Origin of the sequence: Corallococcus sp. AS-1-12 (genome assembly GCF_020036995.1) — a bacterium.
GTDB lineage: Bacteria > Myxococcota > Myxococcia > Myxococcales > Myxococcaceae > Corallococcus.
In genome coordinates this window covers 69,729-92,513 of sequence record NZ_JAIQDD010000026.1, presented here as the reverse complement: position 1 = coordinate 92,513, position 22,785 = coordinate 69,729, and the positions used below count along the sequence as shown (strand labels likewise).

The 22,785-nt window shown below is 70.1% G+C and carries 21 protein-coding genes; 8 read left to right on the top strand and 13 right to left on the bottom strand.

Annotation, left to right across the window (positions count from 1 at the left end; all coding sequences use genetic code 11):
• Positions 1 to 16: 16 nt before the first annotated feature.
• The 9 genes from K8556_RS30580 to K8556_RS30540 all read right to left on the bottom strand — a co-directional run bounded on the left by K8556_RS30580 (position 17) and on the right by K8556_RS30540 (position 10,304).
• A complete protein-coding gene (locus K8556_RS30580) occupies positions 17 to 1,213 on the bottom strand; it encodes a GNAT family N-acetyltransferase (protein ID WP_223743643.1) in 1,197 nt (398 codons plus the stop codon).
• A gap of 80 nt (positions 1,214 to 1,293) precedes the next feature.
• The gene (locus tag K8556_RS30575; protein ID WP_223743642.1) at positions 1,294 to 2,472 is read right to left on the bottom strand and encodes a DegT/DnrJ/EryC1/StrS family aminotransferase; all 1,179 of its coding nucleotides are present in this window, start codon (positions 2,470 to 2,472) and stop codon (positions 1,294 to 1,296) included.
• Positions 2,460 to 3,578 (bottom strand): GNAT family N-acetyltransferase, encoded by a 1,119-nt coding sequence (locus K8556_RS30570; RefSeq protein WP_223743641.1) that lies wholly within the window; start codon positions 3,576 to 3,578, stop codon positions 2,460 to 2,462. The genes K8556_RS30575 and K8556_RS30570 overlap by 13 nt, the downstream gene beginning before the upstream one ends.
• Positions 3,579 to 3,614: 36 nt before the next feature.
• The gene (gene yvcK / locus K8556_RS30565; RefSeq protein WP_223743640.1) at positions 3,615 to 4,697 is read right to left on the bottom strand and encodes a gluconeogenesis factor YvcK family protein; all 1,083 of its coding nucleotides are present in this window, start codon (positions 4,695 to 4,697) and stop codon (positions 3,615 to 3,617) included.
• Positions 4,698 to 4,805: 108 nt separating this feature from the next.
• A complete protein-coding gene (gene exoE / locus K8556_RS30560) occupies positions 4,806 to 6,173 on the bottom strand; it encodes a polyisoprenyl-phosphate hexose-1-phosphate transferase ExoE (RefSeq protein ID WP_223743639.1) in 1,368 nt (455 codons plus the stop codon).
• Positions 6,174 to 6,284: 111 nt separating this feature from the next.
• Positions 6,285 to 7,022 carry a CpsD/CapB family tyrosine-protein kinase gene (locus tag K8556_RS30555; protein WP_223743638.1) on the bottom strand — a complete coding sequence of 246 codons (738 nt, stop codon included), beginning with the start codon at positions 7,020 to 7,022 and terminating at the stop codon, positions 6,285 to 6,287.
• A 36-nt stretch (positions 7,023 to 7,058) separates the two neighbouring features.
• On the bottom strand, positions 7,059 to 8,468 hold the full coding sequence (locus K8556_RS30550) for a Wzz/FepE/Etk N-terminal domain-containing protein (RefSeq protein ID WP_223743637.1): 1,410 nt from the start codon (positions 8,466 to 8,468) through the stop codon (positions 7,059 to 7,061).
• Between the two features lie 37 nt (positions 8,469 to 8,505).
• Entirely contained in the window at positions 8,506 to 9,684 is a 1,179-nt protein-coding gene (locus K8556_RS30545; RefSeq protein WP_370639987.1) for a hypothetical protein, read from the bottom strand.
• 50 nt (positions 9,685 to 9,734) lie between these two features.
• Positions 9,735 to 10,304: a polysaccharide biosynthesis/export family protein gene (locus tag K8556_RS30540; RefSeq protein ID WP_223743635.1), complete on the bottom strand. Its 570-nt coding sequence runs from the start codon at positions 10,302 to 10,304 to the stop codon at positions 9,735 to 9,737.
• 407 nt (positions 10,305 to 10,711) lie between these two features.
• On the opposite strand from K8556_RS30540, the gene K8556_RS30535 reads away from it, so the two are divergent.
• Positions 10,712 to 10,903: a hypothetical protein gene (locus K8556_RS30535; protein ID WP_223743634.1), complete on the top strand. Its 192-nt coding sequence runs from the start codon at positions 10,712 to 10,714 to the stop codon at positions 10,901 to 10,903.
• A 138-nt stretch (positions 10,904 to 11,041) separates the two neighbouring features.
• On the opposite strand, the gene K8556_RS30530 is transcribed toward K8556_RS30535, so the two are convergent.
• A complete protein-coding gene (locus K8556_RS30530) occupies positions 11,042 to 12,598 on the bottom strand; it encodes a phospholipase D-like domain-containing protein (RefSeq protein ID WP_223743633.1) in 1,557 nt (518 codons plus the stop codon).
• Between the two features lie 290 nt (positions 12,599 to 12,888).
• Here K8556_RS30530 and K8556_RS30525 point away from each other — a divergent pair, with 290 nt between their 5' ends.
• Complete coding sequence (locus K8556_RS30525) at positions 12,889 to 14,922, top strand: amylo-alpha-1,6-glucosidase (protein ID WP_223743632.1); 2,034 nt, start codon at positions 12,889 to 12,891, stop codon at positions 14,920 to 14,922.
• A 448-nt stretch (positions 14,923 to 15,370) separates the two neighbouring features.
• A complete protein-coding gene (locus K8556_RS30520; protein ID WP_223743631.1) occupies positions 15,371 to 15,745 on the top strand; it encodes a DUSAM domain-containing protein in 375 nt (124 codons plus the stop codon).
• Between the two features lie 120 nt (positions 15,746 to 15,865).
• On the opposite strand, the gene K8556_RS30515 is transcribed toward K8556_RS30520, so the two are convergent.
• Positions 15,866 to 16,642: a tetratricopeptide repeat protein gene (locus tag K8556_RS30515; RefSeq protein WP_223743630.1), complete on the bottom strand. Its 777-nt coding sequence runs from the start codon at positions 16,640 to 16,642 to the stop codon at positions 15,866 to 15,868.
• A 72-nt stretch (positions 16,643 to 16,714) separates the two neighbouring features.
• Here K8556_RS30515 and K8556_RS30510 point away from each other — a divergent pair, with 72 nt between their 5' ends.
• From K8556_RS30510 to K8556_RS30490, 5 genes are read left to right on the top strand one after another with little or no spacing between them, the layout of a single operon-like run.
• The gene (locus tag K8556_RS30510) at positions 16,715 to 17,707 is read left to right on the top strand and encodes a WD40 repeat domain-containing protein (RefSeq protein WP_223743629.1); all 993 of its coding nucleotides are present in this window, start codon (positions 16,715 to 16,717) and stop codon (positions 17,705 to 17,707) included.
• 11 nt (positions 17,708 to 17,718) lie between these two features.
• Complete coding sequence (locus tag K8556_RS30505; RefSeq protein ID WP_223743628.1) at positions 17,719 to 18,195, top strand: EVE domain-containing protein; 477 nt, start codon at positions 17,719 to 17,721, stop codon at positions 18,193 to 18,195.
• Positions 18,192 to 18,782: a DUF4291 domain-containing protein gene (locus tag K8556_RS30500; protein ID WP_223743627.1), complete on the top strand. Its 591-nt coding sequence runs from the start codon at positions 18,192 to 18,194 to the stop codon at positions 18,780 to 18,782. Before K8556_RS30505 ends, K8556_RS30500 begins: the two co-directional genes overlap by 4 nt.
• Positions 18,783 to 18,834: 52 nt before the next feature.
• Positions 18,835 to 19,974, top strand: a complete 1,140-nt coding sequence (gene pheA, locus K8556_RS30495) for a prephenate dehydratase (protein ID WP_223743626.1) — start codon at positions 18,835 to 18,837, stop codon at positions 19,972 to 19,974.
• Positions 19,967 to 20,803 (top strand): prephenate dehydratase, encoded by an 837-nt coding sequence (locus tag K8556_RS30490; protein ID WP_223743625.1) that lies wholly within the window; start codon positions 19,967 to 19,969, stop codon positions 20,801 to 20,803. Before pheA ends, K8556_RS30490 begins: the two co-directional genes overlap by 8 nt.
• Here K8556_RS30490 and K8556_RS30485 read toward each other — a convergent pair.
• On the bottom strand, positions 20,793 to 21,929 hold the full coding sequence (locus K8556_RS30485; protein WP_223743624.1) for a 3-deoxy-7-phosphoheptulonate synthase: 1,137 nt from the start codon (positions 21,927 to 21,929) through the stop codon (positions 20,793 to 20,795). The genes K8556_RS30490 and K8556_RS30485 overlap by 11 nt on opposite strands.
• Positions 21,930 to 22,024: 95 nt before the next feature.
• Positions 22,025 to 22,591: a tetratricopeptide repeat protein gene (locus K8556_RS30480; RefSeq protein ID WP_223743623.1), complete on the bottom strand. Its 567-nt coding sequence runs from the start codon at positions 22,589 to 22,591 to the stop codon at positions 22,025 to 22,027.
• Positions 22,592 to 22,785 lie beyond the last annotated feature (194 nt).

Sequence of the window (22,785 nt, the reverse complement as noted above, 5' to 3'; positions counted from 1 at the left end):
GCGCCTCCACCAGGCGTCAATTCACCGCGGCCTTCCGCCGGCGGAACCGGCGCACCTTCTCCACCAGCTCGTCGGACAGGACACCCTTCACCGCGTTGCGCGTCTGCCGGGCCCACTCCTCGGAGCGGGTGAACCACGTGCCCGCGAAGCCCGCGCCGTGCGCGCGCAGGGACACCGTCTGGCGCTGCTTCGTCACCCAGTCGGACTTGTACGTCTCCGTGCCTCGCAGGAAGTCGTACTCCGTCAGGCCCATCTCGATGGCGTCCTTGAACGTCTCGCCCACCAGCACCAGGCCCACGCTGCGGTTGCGCCACGCCGGGTCATAGCCGGACTGGAAGTACACGAACGTCTGGCCATGCAGGATGCCGTACACGGACGCCACCGCCTGGCCGCCCACCTTCATCGTGTACATCCGCAGCCGGCCCCGCTCCGCCAGCCACTGCGTCGCGTCCCGGTGGAACGCCTCCACCCCGGCGCCCTTGATGCCCTGCGAACCGCCATCCGAGGACCAGCGCAGCGCGTGCAGCCGGAAGAAGTCCGTCATGGGCCCGGACAGCGCGCCCGGCGCGTCCGTGCGCTCGATGCGGTAGCCGTCCTGCTTCTCCAGCCACTTGCGCCGGCGCAGGTAGTTGTCCCGCCGCCCCGTGCGCTTCAAGAACGCGTCGAACGGCTCGCCCGGCACCAGCGTCTCGTACGGGCACACGTAGCGCTCCGTCACGCGCACGTCGCCAAACACCTCGCGCGCCACGCCGAGCGTCGTCGACCCCTCGCGCAGGTCCGTCAAGTCCAGCACGTCCCACTCGTCGCGCAGGCCCTGGAGCACGTTGAAGAACGCCCGGGCCACCTCCGCCTCGCGGCCCCTGCGCGCCACCACGTCCAGGTAGTCGCTGCCCACGTGCGTCTCACCCAGGAAGCCCAGGCGCCGCACGCGCACGCCGTTCACCCAGCGGTGCTCCAAGCCCAGCGGCAGCAGCCCCACCAGCGTGCCCAGCCTGTCGCGCGCCGTCAGCACCAGCGGCCGCACGTCGGGCGCGATGCGCCGGCACCACGGATACAGCCACTCCCACGCGTTGAACGGACCGGCCGTGCTCGCGTCCAAGAGCGCGTTCCACTCCGCCCGCATCCCCGCCAGCCGCGAGGCACTGCCCACCGCCGCCACGTCCAACCGCGGCGTCAACCTTGGCCCCGACGTCAACTCGTCTTCGCGGATCACCGCGTCACCCTGATGCCTTTCCCGAAGCAATGCCCCGGCCCCCGGGGGCCATTGCAACCCGGGAGCCAGCCCCTGTTCCCTCACGACGCGCGCTTGCTCGGCCGGCGCTCGGACTTCAGCGCCTCCCGGACCACGTCCACCACCTGCCCCATCACCTCCGGCGTCAGGTCCTGGTGGCAGGGAATCTCCAGGATGGTGCGCCGCAACTGCGCGACCTCCGGGAACTCCGACGGGTCGCACGCGGGATGGAAGCGCTTCCAGAAGTCGATGGCGTCGATGCCCCTCTCGCGCAGCTTCGCCAGCAGCAGCTCCTTGTCCTGCACCACCATCGGGTAGAACAGGGGGCTGACGCCCGGGGGCAATTGGTTGAAGAGCGGCGGCGACACGTCGCGCAGCCGGCCCAGCAGGAGGAAGTAGTTGCGGCGGCGCGCCTCGACGATGGCCTCCAGGTCCTGCGCCAGGGCAATCCGCTTCGTCAGCGGGCTCATGCCCAGGTCCACGTGCCGCCGGTCGAAGTGCTGCGTGCCCGTGGCCACCCGCTCGATGCTCGCGGCCTTCACCGTGCCGTGCCCCACCGAGCGCACCAGGCCGCGCAGCCCCCGGCCCACCGCCCCGCCGCGCAGCTCCAGGTTCTGCAGCAGCGCGGACACGGTGTGGCTGAAGGTGGACGCCAGCGGCGGCGCGGGCGGCTCCGGCAGGCTGTAGGAGCGCTTGCCGTTGACGACCAGCGCGCCTCCATTGGGTACCGGGAGCGTCTTGTAGAGACAGAAGATGCCCACGTCGCCCGTGGTGCCCAGCGGCGTCGCGCCGTCGGACGACAGGAGCGACAGCGCGCAGTCCTCAATCAGCGGGATGCCATGCTCGTCCGCCAGCTTGCGCATGGCGTCCACCGGCCCCGGGAAGCCCGCGTAGTGGATGAGGTAGAGCGCGCGCGTCTTCGGCGTGATGCGCTTCGCCACGTCCGCCACGTCCACGTCCCAGCGGCTGCCCACGCGGTAGAAGCGCGGAATGGCGCCCGCGTCCACCACCGCCTCCACCTCCACGCCGTGGTGGTAGGCGGGCATCAGCACCTCGCCGCCGTCCAGGCGCAGCATCTTGATGGTCAGCCAGACGGCGTTGCGCGCGAAGTAGAAGTAGCGCGCGTTGGGAGACGAGAACGGCGGCAGGGCCCCCGGGCGCGGCGGGGCCACCAACATGCTGGGCCACAGCGTGGGCAGGGACGGCACGAACAGCCTGTCGGTCGACTTCACTTCTTCCATCTCGCCACCACCTCTTTCGCCGCCGGTACCCACCGGAACTTCGCCGCGCACAGGGCCCGGCCGAAGGCGGTGTCGTTGAACACATAGAGCCAGGTGTGCCGCCGGACCTGATCCGTCCAGTCGCGCTTCCACACCATGTCCGGCCCCAGGAAATCGAACTCGGTGAGCCCCCGGTCCAGGCAGTCCCCCAGCACCTCCTCCATCAGGAGCTGCCCCGGGCTGCATTCCTTCAGGGACTCGTCGTAGCCGGGCTTCAGCAGGAAGTAGCGCCCGCCGAACTCCAGGCCGTACTGGAACGCCACCGCGCGCCCGTCCAGGCGCAGGAAGTACAGCGCCAGGCGGCCGCGGTAGGCCGCGTCCCGCGCCAGCTCCGTGTAGAAGCCGCGCGTCTTCGCGTCCTGCGCCATGGCCGTGCCATTCGCGCCCTTCCAGCCGCTCTGCTCCAGCAGCAGCCCCTCCTCCAGCGTGCCCTCCAGGTCCAACCCGCCAGGGACGCGCTCGAAGGTGACCTTCCCCTTCTCCTCCAGCTTGCGGCGCCGGCGGCGGCAGTTGGCCTTGAACTTGGACGGCAGCTTCGCGAAGTACGCGTCCTTCTTCGCGGGCAGGGGCACGTAGGGCGATTGCAGCGACTCCCACTCGCCCACCGGGAGCCCGCCCTGCTTCGCGGCCTCCAGCAGGCGGAAGCCCACGCCGCCGTCCGGCACGTCCGTCAGCCGCAGCACGTCCCAGCCGCCCGTCGCGCGCAGGTGCGCGAGGAAGGCCCGGGCCGCGGCATCCGGCTCCCGCGCCAGCATGTCGAAGCGGCAGGAGTGCGCGTTGGCCGCGGAGGTGAGCTGGCGCACGGGCACGCCGTACATCGACGTGCGCTCCTCCACCAGCGGCAGCGCGGCGGTGAGCGCTCCGTCCTCGCCGCGCAGCAGCAGCACGCGCATGCGCGCCCCGGCGGCGAAGTTGTCCAGCCACAGCCGCAGGAACTCATGCCGGTAGAACAGCTCGTGGGAGGTCGTCTCCACGAGCTGGTTCCACTCGGCTTCCAGGGACATGAAGGCCGCCCGGTCGTTGACTTCCACGACCTGGGAGGCGGTCGAAAGTTGAATGGCTTCCATGTTCGAGGGCCCCAAGGTGGTGATGGACAGGGCGGCCTACAACCCGCTGCGCGCCATCTTCAGCAGGCAGGCGGCGACCTTGCGGCTGTCGTGTCGGATCTTGGAACCTTCCTTGAGCAGATCCGCCTGCACCGGAATCACCCCGGAGGACAGCAGCTCCCGCGTCTCCGCCGTGACCATGAAGGAGCCCTTGCGCGCATAGCGCTGGATGGACTCCTCGGAAGGCATCCGGCCGTTGACGAGCACCGCGTCCAGCACCGGCCCCACGTGGTCGATGACGGCCTGCACGTGGTCCAGGCAGTTCATCCCGTCCGTCTCACCCGGCTGGGTCATCAGGTTGGCCACCATGACCTTCAGCGCGCGCGTCTCCTTCAGCGCCTGGGCCACGCCGTCCACCAGCAGGTTGGGCAGCACGCTCGAGTACAGCGACCCCGGCCCGATGGCGATGAGGTCCGCCGAGTAGATGGCCTCCAGCAGGCCGTCCACCGCCGGCGGTGAGCGGGGGCTGAGCGACACGCGGCGCACGCGGCCCTGGGCGCGGCAGATGTTGCGCTCGCCCACGACCTCCGTGTCGTCATGCATCTGGGCCACGAGCTGCACGGACGCGAGCGTGCTGGGCAGCACCTGGCCCTTGGCGCCCAAGAGTTCCCCGGACAGCCGCACCGCCTCCAGGAAGTCGCCCTTCAGCTCCGCGAGCGCCGCGATGAGCAGGTTGCCCACCGCGTGCCCCGCGAGCCCCTTCGCGCCGCCGAAGCGGTACTGGAACACGTCCCTCAGCGCGCTCTTGCCGCCCGCGAGCGCCACCAGGCAGTTGCGGATGTCCCCCGGGGGCAGCGCGCCGTGCAGCCGGCGCAGGCGCCCGGAGCTGCCGCCGTCGTCGCTCATCGCCACGACCGCGGTGATGTCCACGCCAGGCTGGCCGCCCTTGGGGGCCGCGCGGCGGGCCAGCCCCTTGAGCACCATGGGCAAGCCCGTCCCGCCGCCCATCGCGACGATGCGCGTGGGACGGTGCTTCGGCGCCTGCAGCAGCTCGTTGCGCTCCACGCCCTGCTGCCTGTTGCGCGCGTCGTCCTGGCTCCACTGCTCTGAGAACGGTGCGTCCACGTCCATGCCCACCATGTGCCAACCCCCTCGCCCATCCCAATCCATGGCTACCCACCCTTGGCATCCCGGCCTCCCCCGACAACCAGAGGCCGCGGATGGTCATCCCCATCCACTGCTGAACGGTTACCGCGCCCCTCGTCCCAGCAGCACGTGCCGGACCGTGTGGAAGATGATGCCGACGTCCAGGAACAGCGACCCGTTCTTCACGTAGTACAGGTCGAACTCCAGCTTGTTGCGCGCGTCCTCCACCGAGGCCCCGTAGGGGTAGCGGATCTGCGCCCAGCCCGTGATGCCCGGCTTCACCGCCTCGCGCACGCCGTAGAACGGAATCTGCTGCTTGAGCTGCTCGGTGAACACCGGGCGCTCCGGCCGGGGGCCCACGAAGCTCATGTGGCCCAGGAGCACGTTGAACACCTGCGGAATCTCGTCGATGCGCGTCTTGCGGATGAACTTGCCCACCCGCGTGACGCGGTCGTCGTTGGAGCGCGCCCACACCGCGCCGTTCTTCTCCGCGTCGGTGCGCATGCTGCGGAACTTCCAGAGCGGGTACGCCTTGCCGCCCAGGCCCACGCGGTCCTGCCGGTAGAAGACGGGGCCCTTGGAGTCCAGCTTGATGGCCAGCGCCACCAGCACCAGGAAGGGCGACGCCAGCAGCAGGAGCAGCGACGCCACCGCCACGTCGAACACGCGCTTGAAGGCCCGGCGCAGGGGCGACACCGTCATCTCATCCGCGAAGGCGAAGTCGCTGGCGCGCAGGAACTGCACCGGGATGCGGCGCAGTACGCGCTCGCAGAAGCCCGCCGCGTCGTACACCCGCCGCCCGTCCAGCCGGCAGCGCAAGAGCGAGTCCACCCAGTTGGCGCCGCGCATGTCGTCCGCGGCCTGCACCACGTAGGAGGCGTTGAGGCGCGCCGCCATCGCGTCCAGCGGCTCCTCCACCTTGCGCGGCTCCACCAGGGCCACCACGCGGAAGGACCCCTCGCCGCCATCTTCAATCGCGCTGGCCACCGCGCGGGCCTTGAGGCCATCCCCCACGATGAGCACCGCGTCGGGTTCACCCACCAGCGCCCGGATGGACACGCGCACCACCAGCGTGCCGGCCAGGGCGCCCATCGCGCCGCCCAGCAGCGTCCCGGGGGGCAGCACCACCGGAAGGGCCAGCGGCAGGAGGAGCATCACGCCGCCCGCCACCATCGCGGTGACGCCCGCGGCCTTGAGGAAGCGGTAGCCGCGCGTGCGGTCCTCGGCCGCGATGCGCAGGTCGTACAGGTCCAACAGGTACAGCGTGAACTGGAAGGTGACGACGAAGGCCAGGCCCAGCCCCACCAGCGTCGGCCACATCGTGGCGAACGGGGGCGTGGAGCCCAGGGGCGCGAAGAGGGCCGCGCAGGCCGCGGCACCCGCGACACAGGCCAGCGCGATCGCCGAGGACTCGGCGAGGAAGAACGTCAGTTTCTTGGCTGAAAAATAGTGGTGGAAAACGCGAAGCACGTGACTCCTCCAACCCCGACCCGCCGCCGCTCCAGGCCCCCCGCCCTTCGCACCTCATCGGCGCGAGGAGCGGGTCCGGGCCCGTGAAACACTCACCTCGACAACCGACCGCTACTTCTTCACGTAGTTCTTCAGGTACGGGGTCGCGTTCACCTCCGCCCCGTTGAGCACGCAGCCCACCAGCGCCGCGCCCGCCAACTGCTCCACCGCCTGGTTCACCACCTTGGAGGGGGTGACGTTGGCGCGGATGACCATCAGCACGCCGTCCATCTGGTGGCCCAGGATGGCCGCGTCCGCGAACGGCAGCGTGGGCGGCAGGTCCACGTACACCTCGTCGAAGCCCTCGCGCACCGCCTTGAGGAACTGCTTCATGCGGGCGCTCGCCAGCACCTGGGTGCTCTCCTCCGGCGTGGCGCCGGCGGGGATGACGGCCAGGCGCGTGGAGTTGAAGCGGCGCACCACGTCGCGCACGTCGCACTCACCGGCCAGCAGCTCCGCCAGGCCCTGCTTGTTGCGCATGCCCAGCGTGGGGGCCACCTGCCCCCGGCGCAGGTCCGCGTCCACCAGCAGGATGCGGCGCTCCGGGTTCGCCCGGGCGGCGGCCAGGGCCAGGTTCACGCTCGTCACCGTCTTGCCCTCGCCGGGCATCGCGGAGGTGAGCGCCACCACCTTCATCGGGCGCTGCTCGCGCATCCGCTCCAGGCGGTAGTACAGGCTGCGGTACTGCTCGGCGGCCGCGGAAGCAGGGGCCGTGAGCGTCACCACCCGGCGGTCCACCGCGTTCGAGGAAGCCGCGCTGTCGTCCACGCGGGGGAGGAAGTTACCGGCCCGCTCCATCGTCGAATCCATCTGAGTTCTCCAATCCTTTCCGTAGGGGGGCGGCAATTAGTTCAGGGAAGTAGGCGAGGAGACGCTGTTCTTGCTCCCAGCCATCGGCATCAGAATCCGCTTCTCCGTCTTGCCTTGCATGTTCGGGACCACCGCCAGGACCGGCAGCGTCAGGCGCTCGCGGACCTCCGTGCCGTCGCGCAGGCTGTCGTCGCGCATCTCCAGGACGGTGCCGGTGAGGACGCCCAGCGCCAGGGCCACCAGGGCGGCGATGAGCAGGCCCGTCATGCGGTCCGGGCGAGCAGGCGAGGAAGGCACCCCGGCGGGCGAGATGACGTTGAACAGGCTCTTGGCGCTCTTGGCCTCCAGCTCCTGGGCGATCTCCGCCTCCACCTTGCGGCTCACCACGCTCTGGTACTTGGTGCGGGCGATCTCGTAGTCCCGGTTCATGACCGCCAGCTCCTGGGCCCAGCGCGGGGTGTTGTTCAGCCGCGCCTGGTACGCCTCGGCCTGCTTCTGGAGGTCCACGATGTCCTTCTGGATGTTGGTGATGAGCGTGGCCACGCGGGTGCGCTCGTTGCGCTCGGCGAACATGCGGCCCTCGGCGTCCTTGCGCTGGGCGCTGATGTCGTTGAGCTCACGCTCCATCCGCTTCACCTCCGGGTGGTCCGGCGTCCACTGCGTCTTGGCCTGCGTGAGGGTGCGGGACAGGCCGCTCTCCGTGGCCTCCAGCCGGCCCGCCTCGCTGTCCGCGGCGTTGCGGGCGCGGGCCAGGTCGGAGCGGCGCGCCTCGGCCGTGCGCAGCTCCTCGGACTTCGTCTGCAACTGGGCGCTGATGCGCTCCAGGCCGCGCATGTTCATCTCCATCTGCTCGGGCAGCTCGCCCAGGTGGTCCACCTTGAACTTGGAGATCTTCGTCTCCCAGGAGGACACGGCCTTGCCCATGGAGACCATCTCCTCGTTGAAGAGGTCCGTGGCGCGGGCCGCCTGCGCCTGGCGGATCTTCAGCGTCTCCTCGGAGAAGATGGCCGGCAGGCGGTTGGCCACCTGCGCCACCACCTGCGGGTCGCGGCCCGCGTAGGTGAGCTCGAAGGCCGTCTCACCCTCGACGCGCACGGTGAGGTCCTTGCGCATCTGCTCCACCGCCGCCTCGATGCCCTTGTCGGACACCAGCTCCGGGTAGAGGTTCATCTCCTCGATGGCCTTCTGGAGCACCGGCCGCGCCAGCAGCTCCTGGCGGACGGTGACGAGCCGCTGCTCGATGAGCTCGCTCACCGTGCGCTGGACCATCTCCTCGCCGGGGCGCTGCGGCTCCACGCGCACCACCACGGACGCTTCATAAATGCTCGGCCGGGTCATCACGATGGCCGCACCCAACACGAAGATTGCTGCAGCGATCGCCCCCACCAGGGCCTTGCGGCGCCACAGCGCCGAAAGCAACTGGTCCGCCGTCATCCCACGCTCCATGATCCGCTCCTCCATCCTCGTAGCTCTCAAAGGTTGCCTACCAAGCTGTCATGACCAGACGGAGGGCGAACACGTTGCGTGTCAGGTCCCCCGCCCCAGCGACATCCGCCGCACCCACCTGCGCGATGCGGTCGAACGCGCCCTGCAGCGCCAGCTTCCGGCTCAGCCGGTACTCGACGCCTCCACCCACCGCATAGCCCTGCGACACGTTCGTGGTGTTGCGCCACTGCGTGTAGTTCTCATCGGGCGCCGTGCCGTTCCGGAAGAAGCTGGCCGCCCCGAAGGCGGACAGCTTCTGCGAGAAACGATGCGCCCCCATCACCGACGCGTAGTCCGCCCACACCGCGCCGGAGAAACCGCTCGCGCCCACCAGGTCGTGACCGATGGCGAAGCCGAAGTCACTGCGCTCGCCCTCGCGCACCAGCTCCAGCGCCACGCGGGGCAACCACCCGCCGCGCGACGCGTCCGACGGCATGTAGCGCACCGGCCCGCCCCGGACGGTGAGCGTGGTGGGCCGCGTCAGCCGGTAGCGCAGGGCCGCGGAAGCGCCATGCGCCTGGCTGTAGTCCTGGTCGTACAGGAAGCCCTGGTAGCGGTACTCGGCGCCCAGGGACAGCCGGCGCGTGGTGCGGTACCACAGCTCCACGGACGGGGTGTGCGCATAGCCCGCCACCCGCCCCGGCTCGATGATGCGCGTCGCCTCGAACATGTAGTTGCCGCGCACGTCCATGCGCTCGGTGACGCGCCCCGTGATGCCCACCTTCGTCTGCGCATAGAAGGTGGGCGCCGTGGAGCGCGCCAGGCCGTCGCGCGGCAGCGACGTGGGGTCGGTGACGCGGAACACCCGCGCGCTGGCGTCCAGCCGCAGCCGCCGGGACAGCACGTCCCGGAAGCCCACGCCCGCGCGGTGGTCCACCGTCGTCGTCCCGGAGCCGTGCCGCGCGAGCAGGTCCGTGGCGTAGAAGGACTCGAGCGTCAACTGCTCGTTCTTCACGTCCAGGCCCAGCCGCGGGGACAGCTTCGTCATGAACTGCCCGTTGGTGCCGGCTCCGCCCAGACGGATGTCATTGTCGAAGCGCTCCTCCGCCGTGAGGCGCAGGCGCGGCTCCAGGATGGTGGCCGCCTGCGCGGCCGGCGCGGCGATGAGACAGCCCGCAATCACTGCTCGCTTCCAGTTGCCCCTCACCGCCGCCCTCCCGTCCTGACCCACGCCCACGTTCGCTGCTTCCCGATGTCTGTCCTTGCCGTCCGCGCGCCCGTCCCGCTTCACGGGACGACGACGGTGTCACCCGGCCGCAGGATGACGCTCTCGCCGTCCGGGGAGACCAGGTCGCTGTAGCGCACCGGGATCTGCCCGCCCTTGCCGTCCGTGCGGATGACGACGATGCCGTCGGAGTTGGCGAAGTCCGTGAAGCCGCCGGCCAGCGCGATGGCCTGCAGCAGGGACACGCGGCCGCGCAGCGGGTAGGCGCCCGGGTGGGCCACCTCGCCCGTGACGAACACGCGGCTGCTGTTCACCTCGCGGACGATGACCGTCACGCGCGGCTCCTGCACGTACGGCGACAGGCCCGTCTTGAGCGCCTCGGCCAGCTCCGTGGGCGTCTTGCCCGCGGCCTCAATCTCGCCCACCATCGGAATGGAGATGTAGCCGTCGGGGCGCACCGGCACCGTGCGCGACAGCTCCTGGTCGCGCCACACGCTCACGTCGAGCACGTCCTCGCGGCCGATGCGGTACGGCTGATCCGCGTTGTCGACCTTCAGCGTCTGCTGGTGAGCACAACCCGACAGGAGGAGCATCCCCATCACCGTCCAGAACCCCGTGCGCCGCATTCCCATCTTCCGCTCTCCTTCGTTCACTGATGTTCCGCGCGATCCACCGTTCACACGCCCTGAAGGGCCGGGTGGTTCGCTTCTGGCGGAGGCTCCTAGCAGCGCGTGTGCCAGCGCTTGGGGGGAGGGAAATCCCTTGGAATGCAGTGGGTTACGGCGTGCCACATCAGGCGCACCTGGGCGCATCCGGGAAAAATTCCGGTCCTACCCCGGTGTTCGCCCCTGTGCTTTCTGCCGATCGCTTCCACGGGGTGGAAGACCTTTGCCCAACGTGAGCCCCGTACCTTCCTCGCACTTCCGGGCTCCCTCTGGGGCGCCCGTGCCAAAGCCCTGGCACGGGACTTGATAAGGGTATGGGCGTCGGACAGCGGTACTGTTTCAGGGGTCCAATTCAGTCCAGAGGGGGACAGCGGATGGGCAAGGTGGCAGGGGCGGTGGGGGTGGTCTTCATGCTCGGAACCAGCATCGTGGGGCTGATGGGAGCTTCGCTGGGCGGCGGCGTCGAGGCGGGCGTGCTGGGCATGGTGGGCCTGGCCCTGTACGGCGGCAGCTCGCTCTTGAGCGGCAAGGCGGCGGAGCCCACGGGGGTCGCGAAGCAGGCGTAGCGCCACACGCCAGCGCGGTCTGAAGCGCTGTAGGAATCACAGGGCCTTCGGGCCGGCTCAGCGGAGTGGGAAGCACGCTTCCACCCGCTGCCGGCCCGTGGGCCCTCTTCGTTTCCAGGCCCTGCCCTTCCCTTCACCTCAAGGCTGGCGGGGCCCGGCCTCCGGAGCGTGGGAGGCGTGCGCCTCCGGCAGCGCGGGCGGCTCCGGGACGGCGGCCTGGGGCGGCACCTCCTGCTCCGGCAGCGGCTGCTGTTCGGTGCCCTGGGCCTCCTGGCGGCGCAGGCGCAGGGCCCGGCTCCACAAGGCGATGCCGGCCCACGCCCCCAGGAGCGCCGCCGGCACGGCCACGACGTGGGGCCAGTAGAGCGCCACGCCCGCCAGGGCCAGCGGCACCACGCCCGCGCCGAAGACGACCTTGGATTCGGTGCGGCCCAGCTCGCGGTGGTTGGTGACGGCGGCGCCCACGGTGTTGCCCAGGCGCACCGCGCCCGCGGCCGCGCGGCTCATGCTGCCCCGCCGTCCGGGAGCCCCCCTTCGCGCGCGAGGCAGCGCGGGCGCTGCGACCAGGCGGCGCTCCCTTCCGCTGAGCACCACCTCCGTCGCGTGCTCCAGGTCCTGGAGGTACATGTCCTCCATGCACCGGGCGAAGGGGGCGTCCTCCACGGCGACGTCGATCTCGGAGTTGCCCAGCCAACTGGCGGGGTTGAGGTTGGAGGAGCCGACGCGCGCCCAGGTGCCATCCGCCACCGCCGTCTTGGCGTGGAGCATGGTGCCGTTCCATTCATAGACGCGGATGCCGGCCTCCAGCAGCGGGCGGTAGCCGGCCTGGGTGAGCGGGCGCAGCGCGGGGATGTCGCTGCTGCCGGGCACGAGCAGCCGCACGTCCACGCCGTCGCGGGACGCGGCCCGGAGCGCCTGGACATAGGTGGCGGTGCCCACGAAGTACGCGTCGGTGAGCCACAGCCGCTTGCGCGCGAGCGACGCGATGAGCTGGTCCACGCGGAAGAGGCCCGCGCTCCAGGGCACGCCGGCCACCACGCGCAGGGACACGTCGCCCATGGGCTGGGAGGCGCGAGCGGACAGGCATCCCTCCTCGTCCAGCGGAGGGCCCACGGTGCTCCACCCCTGGGCGAAGGCGCGCACCAGGTCCGTCACGGCGGGGCCGCGAATCTCCAGGCCGGTGTCGCGCCACGGGGCCACGCCCTTCTGGGCGTCGCCCACCCACTTGTGGCTCACGCACAGGCCGGAGACGAAGCCCACCTCGCCGTCCACGGTGAGCGTCTTGCGGTGGTTGCGGCCCAGCCACGCCAGGGGCCGGTCGAACTGGAAGGGATTGAACGAGCGCACCTCCACGCCCGCGTCGCGCAAGAAGCGCCAGTAGCGGCGGGACGCGGGGCCCTGGCAGCCCAGCCAGTCATAGAGGACGCGGACCTGCACGCCGTCGCGGGCGCGGGCGGCCAGCGCGTCCGCGAAGGCGCGGCCCACGTCATCGTCTTCAATGATGTAGTTCTCGAAGAGGATGGAGCGCTGGGCCTGCTGGATGGCGCTCAGCCACGCGGGGTAGTTCTCGCGCGCGTCGCGCAGCAGGCGCACGTCGTTGCCCGGCACGAGCGGCGCGCCCGCGGCGCGGGAGAAGACCTGTTCAGCGAGGTTGTGCTGCCGGCCGCTGATGCCCGATGACTTCACGATGGCCACGGCGTGTCTCCTCGGGAAATCGGGGCGCGCCCGAAGGCTCTGGGTGAAGTGCGGTCCCCTGGGGACGGTCGCAAGGGTTTTGCGTGAAGGGACTCCAGGGCGCTCGCGCTGGCGTCGAGGGCCTGGCTGCCCGGCTGTCCTCCCCTCGAGCCCCGGGGCCGGGGGATGCGCTTTGTGGCGCGGGCCTGCATGAGCAACCTCTCCGCGAGGGCGATGTCCGACGGATTCCTGCTTCCTACCCTTTCCCGCGCGTCTCCGCCCAGGGAGACGGGAGCGGAGGAGACGACGGCGTGAATGAACCAGCCCCTGCCCTGCCCCGCCTGTCGTTCGACTTCCCGGACGGCGCCGACTTCAGCGACAGCGTGCACTACGAGTGGCTCCTGACCAACGGCCGAGGAGGCTACGCCTCCGGCACGGTGGTGGGCTGCAACACGCGCCGCTACCACGGCCTGTTCATCCCCACGCTGGAGAAGCTGGGGCGCACGGTGCTGATGGCCAGGCTGGAGGAGACGGCGCTGGTGGACGGGGAGCGCTACCGGCTCACGTCCGAGGAGCACGACGACGGCGGCGCGTGGGAGGACGGCGCGAGGCACCTGCGGCACTTCCACCTGGAGGGGCTGATTCCCGTCTGGGAGTTCGCGGTGGGGCGTGCGCGGCTGAGGCGCCGCTGCGTGATGGTGCACGGCGAGGACACGGTGTTCCTCCAGTGGGAGCACCTGTCCGGTCCGGAGGTGACGCTGCACCTGCGGCCGTACCCGGTGCTGCGCCCGCATGACGGGCCGCTGTTGAAGGCCGTGGGAGCGCCCATCGTCACGTTGCGAGGCCCGCTGGTGGAGCTGCGCAACGGCGAGGACGGCCCGCTCCAGCGGATGCGGCTGTATTCGGACGGGCCCACGCCGTACGTGAGCCTGGCGGAGACGTCCCGGCCGCAGCACCTGCGGACGGAGAAGGCGCGCGGCTACGACTTCACGGAGGTGCAGCACTCGCCGGGTTACTTCACGGCGACGCTGAAGCCGGGGGGCACGCTGTACTTCGGGCTCACGGTGGAGGCGCCGGGGCACCTGTTGGAGCGGAACCCCCAGGAGGTGTTCGAGCGGGAGCTGGGGAGGCAGGAGCGCCTGCTGGAGCGTGCCCCGGAGCATGCACGCACGGGGGTGCCGGCGCGGCTGGTGTTGGCGGCGGACCAGTTCATCATCGACCCGCCAAGGCCCGCGGACGCCGCGTGGGCGCGGTCGATGGGTCTGGACGCAAGGAGCGTCATCGCGGGCTACCCGTGGTTCACGGACTGGGGCCGGGACACGATGATCAGCCTGGACGGGCTGACGCTGGCCACGGGGCGTTACCGAGAAGCGGCGGCCATCCTGCGCACGTTCCAGCACTACGTGCGGGACGGGCTGATTCCGAACTACTTCCCGGACGGAGAGAACGAGGGCGTCTACCACACGGCGGACGCGACGCTCTGGTTCTTCCACGCGGTGGACCGCTACCTGGAGGAGACGGGAGACGAGGCGCTGTTGAGGGACCTGTTCCCGACGATGCAGGACATCGTTGCGCACCACCAGAAGGGCACGCGTTTCCACATTGGAGTGGACCCTACGGACGGGCTCCTGAGTCAGGGGCAGGACGGCTACCAGCTCACCTGGATGGACGCGAAGGTGGAGGGCTGGGTGGTGACGCCGCGCCGGGGCAAGGCGGTGGAGATCAACGCGCTGTGGTTCAACGCCCTGCGGCTGATGGCGGGCTGGGCGGAGCGGCTGGGATTGGAATCAGGGCCGTACCGGGCCGCGGCGGAGAAGGCGCAGGGCAGCTTCAACCGGCGCTTCTGGAACGAAGCGGCCGGGTGTCTCTACGACGTGGTGGACGGAGAGGACGGCCGCGAGGACGCGAGCGTGCGGCCGAACCAGGTCTTCGCCATTTCGTTGAAGCATCCAGTGCTCAAGCGGGACAAGTGGGCGCAGGTGCTGGAGGTGGTGCGTCGCGAACTGGTGACACCCGTGGGGCTGCGCAGCCTGGCGCCGGGGAGCAAGGACTACAAACCGAAGTACGACGGAGACCTGCGAGCCCGCGACGCGGCCTATCACCAGGGCACGGTGTGGGGCTGGCTGATGGGCCACTACGTGGACGCGACGCTGAAGGTGTCCCCGGACCTCAAGGCCGCGAGGGCCCTGCTGTCTGGAATGGAGGACCACCTGTCGCACGCGGGGATTGGACAGATTTCGGAGATCTTCGACGCGACGGAGCCCTACCGTCCGCGAGGCTGCTTCGCCCAGGCCTGGAGTGTGGCGGAGGCGCTGCGGGTGTTCAGCAAGACCAACGTGGGTTGAGCGGTCACAGGAGGTGCTCGCCTGATAGAAGGCGCATGGCATGCTGTAGGGTGCGCGCGCCATGACAGCCCCGAAGCACGCCCACTGGCGGCGGCACCTCGCCCCCATCCTCGCGGCCTTGAGCCTGGGATGCGCCACCGTCGCCATGGACACCGAAACCGACTGCATCCAGCGACACCCCGGCCTCCCGGAAGCATGCGGGCTCACCGCCGCCGAGGCCGCCGCCCTCATGGCCGCTGCCGTCGGGGCCACGGGCGCACACTCCAGCGCGAACGCAAGCGACTACGTTGACGACCCGCGCCTTCCCGACTGGAAGAACAGATGCCTTCGAACCTGGAACGAGTGCGCTGACGGCCGATATGGCGGCGACTGCACCGCCTGCTTGCGACGATGCGAAGGCCAGCACGAATGGCCCATCGACATGTGCGGTCCGAAGAGGAGGCGCTAGATGTCCACCCACCCCAATTGGGACGAGATCCGCAACCTGTCGCGGCGAGTCCTCCGTGAGGGTGCGCCACTCGTCGTCACCGATGACGTGCGCGCGCTCCTGCTCCGGACCGCCGATGAAGTGGCCGTCTCAGACGCCGCCGCGGCACTGCAAACGGAAGCAGGGACTCTTGCGCTCCTCCGCGAGTGTGCCCGCCGCATCACCGACGGCTCCAACCGACTCGTGGACGCACTCTATCGGATGCACCGGCTCCAGGACTCGGGCGACTGGGAGGGCGCGCGACAGGAGATGCGCGACGTGCTCGCCGTCGAAGTCGTGCCCTTCTACCTTGAGACGGCACAGGGGCAGCTTGACGACATGGCTGACAAGCCGTGACGTGCTGTTGGGAATGGAGGACCCCTTGTCGCATGCGAGGATTGGACGGACTTTTGGAACTCCTCGCGTGACCGAGCCCTACCATCCGCGGGGATGCTTCGCCCAGGCATGGAGTGGTGCTCAGGCTTTCTCAAGCTTCCGCAGCCATCTGGCGGACTTCGCATGTCCCTGGCTCGCGGCATCACGAAAGTGACGCATGGCGCGCGCCTTGGACTGGGGCACGCCCTCTCCGTTCGCGAACATCAAGCCCAGATTGAAGGACGCACTGGCGTTCCCCTGCTGCGCTGCCAGCCGGAACCAACCAAAGGCACACAAGGCATTCGTAGGAAGGCCCACGCCGTTGGAATGGTTGTAGCCCAGGGCCAACTGGGCTTCCGCGTAGCCACCCTTCGCGGCCATTTCGTAATACGCATTGGCTCGCTTCAGGTTCTTGCGGACGCCCTTTCCCAGCTCATACGCAAGCCCGACGTTGTAGGCCGGAATCGGGTGTCCTTGCCGAGCGTGCTTCCGGTAGATCCGGACCGCTTCCTGCTGCAGATGGGACTCGGTGCTTTCGAACAGGAGATACGCCAGGTTTCCCTCGGCGACGGCGAATCCCATGTTGGCGGCCCGGCGATACCACGCCTCCGCGAGGGTCTTGTTCTTCCGGGCCCCCCGTCCATTGTCATAGGCGAGGCCCAGGTTGAAGGCAGCGACGTCGTCTCCCAGGGCGGCTGCCTTTTCCGTCCACATCCGGGAGCGCTTCGGGTCACGCCGGACGCCGTCTCCGTAGAGGAAATGGAGCCCCACGTTCGTCATGGCCTCCATCTTCCCGAGCCGCGCCGCCGCGAGGTAGGCCTCGAAGAGGGCCTTGCGGTCGTCAGGCCGCGTCTCCTCGATCGTCCAAGCCCGGTCCATGGCCGCGTCCGCCAGGGACCTGACGGTTGGAGCCTTCCTTCGCATACGCGTTTCCATTCCGGCCTACACGACATGAACCCGACAGACCTGACCCGTGCGGTCATCACCCCGACGAATGCGCCCGGCCTGAAGCGTGTGCGGCAGTTGGGTTCCCAGCTCAGCTCCGTCCTCTGGGACAAGCTTTGCTTCGACCCCTCAGGCGCCCGGCTGCTCGCGAAAGCCGACTCCCGGCTGCGGTGGTGGAACCTGGACGCGGCCACGGACGTCCCCAGCGGCTCGGTGGAACTGAAAATGGAGCCCATCGAGGCCCTCTTCCACGGCTCGAATCACATCGTGACCGCGGGGCCGCCGGTCGCGGAGGCCGCTGTCACCTGGCGGCCCCGGCTCATGGCCTTCTCCACGACGGACGGTTCACTCTGGCGGGAGGAGACCCTCTCCGCGCCCGCCATCGGGCTGGCCATGTCCCGGGACGGCATGCTGCTGGCCATCCTCGAACGTGGCGAGGCCCTCCTCTGGGACGTGGCGGGCTGGAAGCGGATTCGTGACCTGCTCGGCGTTCAGTGGCAGGCCTCGGTCAAGGCGTGTGCATTCTCCCGTGACTCACGCTTCGCGGCGGTGATCGTGACGTACTACGACCATGACCAGGCGGCGCTCTACCTCTGGGACCTGAAGGCGAGCTCCCATCCCTGGGTTCATCCCCTTGGGTTTCAGTTCGCGGCGGGCGTTGCATTCCACCCCACGCGGCCCCTGCTCGTCGCGAGAGGTGTCCACGAGGTCGTGGTGATGGATGTGCATGAGCGTCGCGTCTTGAGGACGTTCACCGACTTCACTCACTACGTGAGCAACGTCGACTTCAGCCCGGATGGGGAGTGGATGGTCTCCGCCTCTGACAACCATGGCTTCGCGCTCTACCACTTCGATACCGGCGAGGTGCTGTTCAGCCACTCGGACGACAGTGAGCTTCCTACAGGTGATGCGATCTCCTCACCCGATGGCCGCCTCATCGCCTGTGCCCAGGGGGATGGAACCGTGGGTCTGTGGAGCACCGAGTCAGCCCTGCGCTAGGGTGCGCCGCCATGGCGACTCCGCGGTACTGGTTGATCAAGAGCGAGCCCTCCGTCTACGCGTACGCGAAGCTGGAGGAGGACGGCAGGACGGAGTGGACGGGCGTGCGCAACTTCGAGGCGCGCAACAACCTGCGGGCCATGACGCCCGGGGACCTGTGCCTCTACTACCACTCCAATGAGGACAAGGCCGTCGTCGGCGTGGCGCGCGTCCTCTCCAAGCCCGGCCCCGACCCCACCGCTCCCGGCGAGGACTGGGCCTCCGTGGAGGTGGGCCCCGTGGTCGCCTTCACCACGCCGGTGACGCTCGCCACCATCAAGGCCACCCCCGCGCTCAAGGACTTCCCGCTGCTCACCCGCAGCCGCCTCAGCGTCACCCCCACCCCCGTGGAGCACTTCGAGCTCGTCCTCAAGATGGGCAAGACGAAGCTCCCCAAGGCCACCACCGCCACACCCAAGCCGAAGGCCAGGCCCAGAGCCCGCCCATGAGCGCAGCCCGCGAAGTCCGCGCCGACTTCGACCGAGCCACCATCGTCGTGTACCAGGCCTACTCCGACGCCATCGCGGACGTGGCCGTGAAGCAGCAGAAGTTCGGCCCGCCCTTCTCCGTGGGCCGGATGACGTGGATCAAACCCAGCTTCCTGTGGCTCATGCACCGCTCCAACTGGGGCCGCAAGAGCGGCCAGGAGCGCACGCTCGCGGTGCGCATCAAACGCTCCGGCTGGGAGGAAGCACTTGCTGCCGGCGTCCTCACCGGCTTCGAGCCGAAGGCCCACGGCTCGCCGGACGCGTGGCGCAAGGCCTTCGACTCCGCGCCCGTCCACATCCAGTGGGACCCGGAGCGCAGCCTGCGCGGCGCGGGCCTGCCCCACGACAGCATCCAGGTGGGCTTGAGCCGCGCCGTCATCCAGCGCTTCGTGGACGACTGGACCGTGTCCATCACCGACCTCACGCCCCGGGTCCAGAAGCTGCGCAAGCACCTGGACGACGGCCGCTCCGACCAGGCCACGCGCCACCTGCCGAAGGAGTCCGTCTACCCGGTCCCTTCGGACCTCGCCCGGCGCCTGGGAATGTGAGCGGCGCGTCAGAGGAGTCCGCGCCTTCGACGCGAGTTGTTATGTTCCGGGCATGGCGGACATCCCCTCCCTGGAGACCCTGCGGACGCAAATCGAACGCATCGACGAGGACGTCCTCGATGCCCTCCAGCGGCGCATGGCCCTGGCCGACGACGTCGCGCGCGCCAAGCTGGTGACGGCCTGGCCCTTCCGGGACCCGCAGCGCGAGGACCTGCTCCTGCGCAAGCTGCGCGGCCGGGCGGCGGACCGCGGCCTGGACCCGCATGAGGTGGAGCGCCTCTACCGCGTCATCCTGGACATGTCCGTGGCCCGGCAGCAGGCCCTGGTCACCCGCCTGGACACCACCCCCCTGCGCGTGGGGTACCTGGGCGTCGAGGGCTCCTACAGCCACCTGGCCGCCCGCCAGCGCTATGGCCACCGGCCGGGCGGCGTGCTCCTCACCGGCTTCGACACCGCCCGCCAGGCCGTGGAGGCCCTCAAGCAGAGCGAGCAGGACGTGCTGCTGCTGCCCATCGAGAACACCACCGCCGGCAGCATGAATGAGACGTACGACGTGCTCGCCGCGGGCGACGCCGTCATCACCGGCGAGGTGGTGAGCCAGGTGGACCACCGGCTGCTGGGCGTGAAGGGCTCGAAGCTGGAGGACCTGCGCGAGGTGCTGTCCCACCCGCAGGCCCTGGCGCAGTGCGAGGACTTCTTGAGCACGCACGTGCCCCGGGCCCGCGCCGTGCCGGGACCGGACACCGCCATCGCGGCGCAGATGGTCGCGGACCGCAATGACCCGACCGTGGCAGCCATCGCCAGCGAGTCCGCGGCGGGCCGCTTCGGGCTCGTGGTGCTCGCCAGCGACCTTCAGCCCGGCTCGGACTTCACGCGCTTCGTGGAGGTGTCGCGCCAGCCCACGCCGCTCGCGCCGGACGTGCCGTGCAAGACGTCACTGCTCGTCGTGCTGGAGCACCGCCCGGGCGCGCTGGGCCAGGTGCTGCAGCGGCTCACGCAGCGAGGGGTGAACCTCTCCAAGCTGGAGTCGCGGCCCATCCCGGGCTCGCCGTGGAAGTACCGCTTCTACCTGGACGTGGAGGGCCACGCCGCGTCCGCCGCGGTGACGGCGGCGCTGGAGGACCTGCGCCCGCTCACGTCGTCCCTTCGCGTGCTGGGCACCTACCCGCGCGCGGAGCCCATCGATGGCTGACGACGCCGCCCCCCGCCGCATCGCCTTCCAGGGTGAGCGCGGCGCGTACGGCGACGAGGCCACGGGCGCCCTCTTCGGCGCCTCCGTGACGCGCATCCCCTGCCCCACCTTCCGCGACGTCTTCGAGGCCGTGGCCCGGGGCGCGGTGGACGGCGGCGTGGTGCCCATGGAGAGCGCGCTCGCGGGGCCGGTGGCGGAGGTGGTGGACCTGCTCCTGGAGTTCACCCCCACCCTCTCCGGCGAACTGCGCCTGCCCGTGCGCCACTGCCTGCTCGCGCCGCCGGGCCGCACGCTGGAGGGGCTCACGCGCGCGCTGTCGCATCCCCAGGCGCTGGCGCAGTGCGGAGGCTGGCTCAGGAAGCACCACCTGCACCCCGTGCCCGAGGCGAACACCGCCGTGGCGGCGCGGCGCGTGGCGCAGGAGGCGCTGGAGGGCACGGCCGCCATCGCCAGCCGGACCGCGGCGGAGCTTTACGGCCTCGCCGTGCTCGCGGAGGGCATCGCGGACTCGCCGGACAACGCCACCCGCTTCCTCGCGGTGGGGCCGGCCGTGCCGCCGAATCTGGGCTCGCGGTGGAAGACGTCCCTGGTGCTCACGCTCGACAACGGCCCTGGCGCGCTCGCGGGCGTGCTCACGGCCTTCGCCGCGCACGGGGTGAACGTCGCGCGGCTGGAGTCGAGGCCCGGCGGCGTCCGCGCCTGGGACTACCGCTGGTGCCTGGACGTGGAGGGCGCGCTGACGTCCGCGCCCGTGAAGGCGGCCCTGGCGGAAGCCCGGAGCGCCTGCACGTCGCTCCGGGTGCTGGGCAGCTACGCGCTCAGCGACTGACGGCCTTGGCCGGAGCGGCGGCCTGCGTCCCGTCGCCGTTGCGCACGGCCTCCGTGTACGCGGAGCGCACGATGCTCGTGTAGCGCTGGAGCGCGGCCAGTTGCTCCAGGCGCAGCGCCTGTGGCCCGTCGCACAGCGCCTTCTCCGGCGTCGGGTGGAAGTCCACCAGCACCATGGACGCGCCCGCGATGAGGCCCTGGCCAATGGCGTGGAAGATGTCCGGCAGCCCGTCCGGCGGGGCCTCCGCGCGGCCAATCGCGTGCGAGGGGTCCACGCACACCGGCATGCGCGTGAGGCGGCGCACCACCGGCACGTGCGCGAAGTCCACCATGTTGCGGTGCGGGTCGCCCAGGTGCGTCTTCACGCCGCGGAGGCAGAAGACGATCTTCGGGTTGCCCTCGCTCGCCACGTACTCGCACGCGTTGAGGGACTCCTCCAGCGTGATGCCCATGCCGCGCTTGAAGAGCACCGGGAAGGTGCGCTGCTGGCCAATCACCTTGAGCAGCTCGAAGTTCTGCGCGTTGCGCGTGCCCACCTGGAGCATCACGCCCGTGGGGGCCCCCGACTTCTTCAGCGCGTCATTGATTTCGTCGATGTGGCGCGGGTGCGTCACCTCCATCGCGATGACCTTGATGCCGTGCTTGCCCGCGGAGTCGAACACCCAGGGCAGGCACTTCGCGCCCAGGCCCTGGAACTCGTACGGGTTGGTGCGCGGCTTGTACGCGCCCATGCGCGTGGTGTTGATGCCGCAGCGGGCGAGCGCCGCCATCATCGCGTCCACGCTCTCCAGCGAATCCACCGCGCACAGGCCCGCGAAGAGGTTCACCGAGTTGTCGTCGAAGGTGACGCCGTTGTACTCGAAGCCCGCCGTGGTGCGCTGACCGCCGTGCCGGCCGATGATGCGGTACTTCTGCGAGACGCGGACCACCTGGCGCACGCCGGGCAGTTGCTGGAACGGCTCCAGCGGCACCTGCGACGTGGAGCCCAGCAGGTACAGCTCGGTGATGGTGGACTCGGCGCCCTGGACCACGTGGGCACGCGGGGTGACGCCCTCGTACTGCGACGCGAGTTGGAGGACGGCGTTCACGACGGATTCGGGGGAATCCGGCTCGAGCATCACGATCATGCGAAGGGTTCTCCTGGTGGGGGGGCGCTTCGGTATTCAACACCGGCACACCGCCCTTTCCCTCCGCATTTGTATGGAATTTGACGCGGGGCGACTCAGGAGGAGGCGGGGCGCAGCCGGGTCGCTAGCTGGGTGTAGTGCTCCCGCTGGGTAGGGTCGCCCAGGTGCTCCCACACGTCCGCCAGGGCCTTGGCCGCCTCCACGTAGGCAGGCGACAGCTCCAGCGCCAGTTCGAAGACCTGACGGGCCAGCCGGTAGCGGGCCTTGTCCGGCCGCCGGCCCTGGGTCAGCAGCGCGTTACCCAGATGGTAGACCTCGATGGCGGCGGCCTCGCGGTAGCCGGGGGTGGGGTTGAGCTGCACCGCCCGGTTCATCAGCAGGGCGGCGGCCTCCGGCTCCCCCAGCTCCAGTTGGCAGAGCGCGGCCTCGCGGTGGGGGTCCGCCGCGGTGGGGTCCAGCTCGATGGCGCGCTGGAAGCCCTTCAGGGCCTCCTCGGTCCGCCCCAGTTGCTTGAGGGCGAAGGACTTCGCGGTGAGCGCGGGGAAGTGGCGTGGATCCACGGCGAGGACCTGATCGAACGACTGGAGCGCGGCCTCGTGGTGGCCGGCCATGGAGCGGTGGACGCCCTCGTTGAACGACGCCAACAGCAACGACCTGGACATCTTCGGTTCCCCCCTGGGACAGGGTTCGCAAGGCCGCGCACTTCACGCGGCCCGAAAGCGCAAGCCTGTCACCGGGGGCCCACGCCTCGCAAAGGCGCGCCCCTTCCCCGGCTGATGGCACCCATCGCGTTCGGCTGATGACGCGGCCGGCCTCCCGTGGGACGCGGGGTTCCGCCGTCCGGAATCCGCCACTG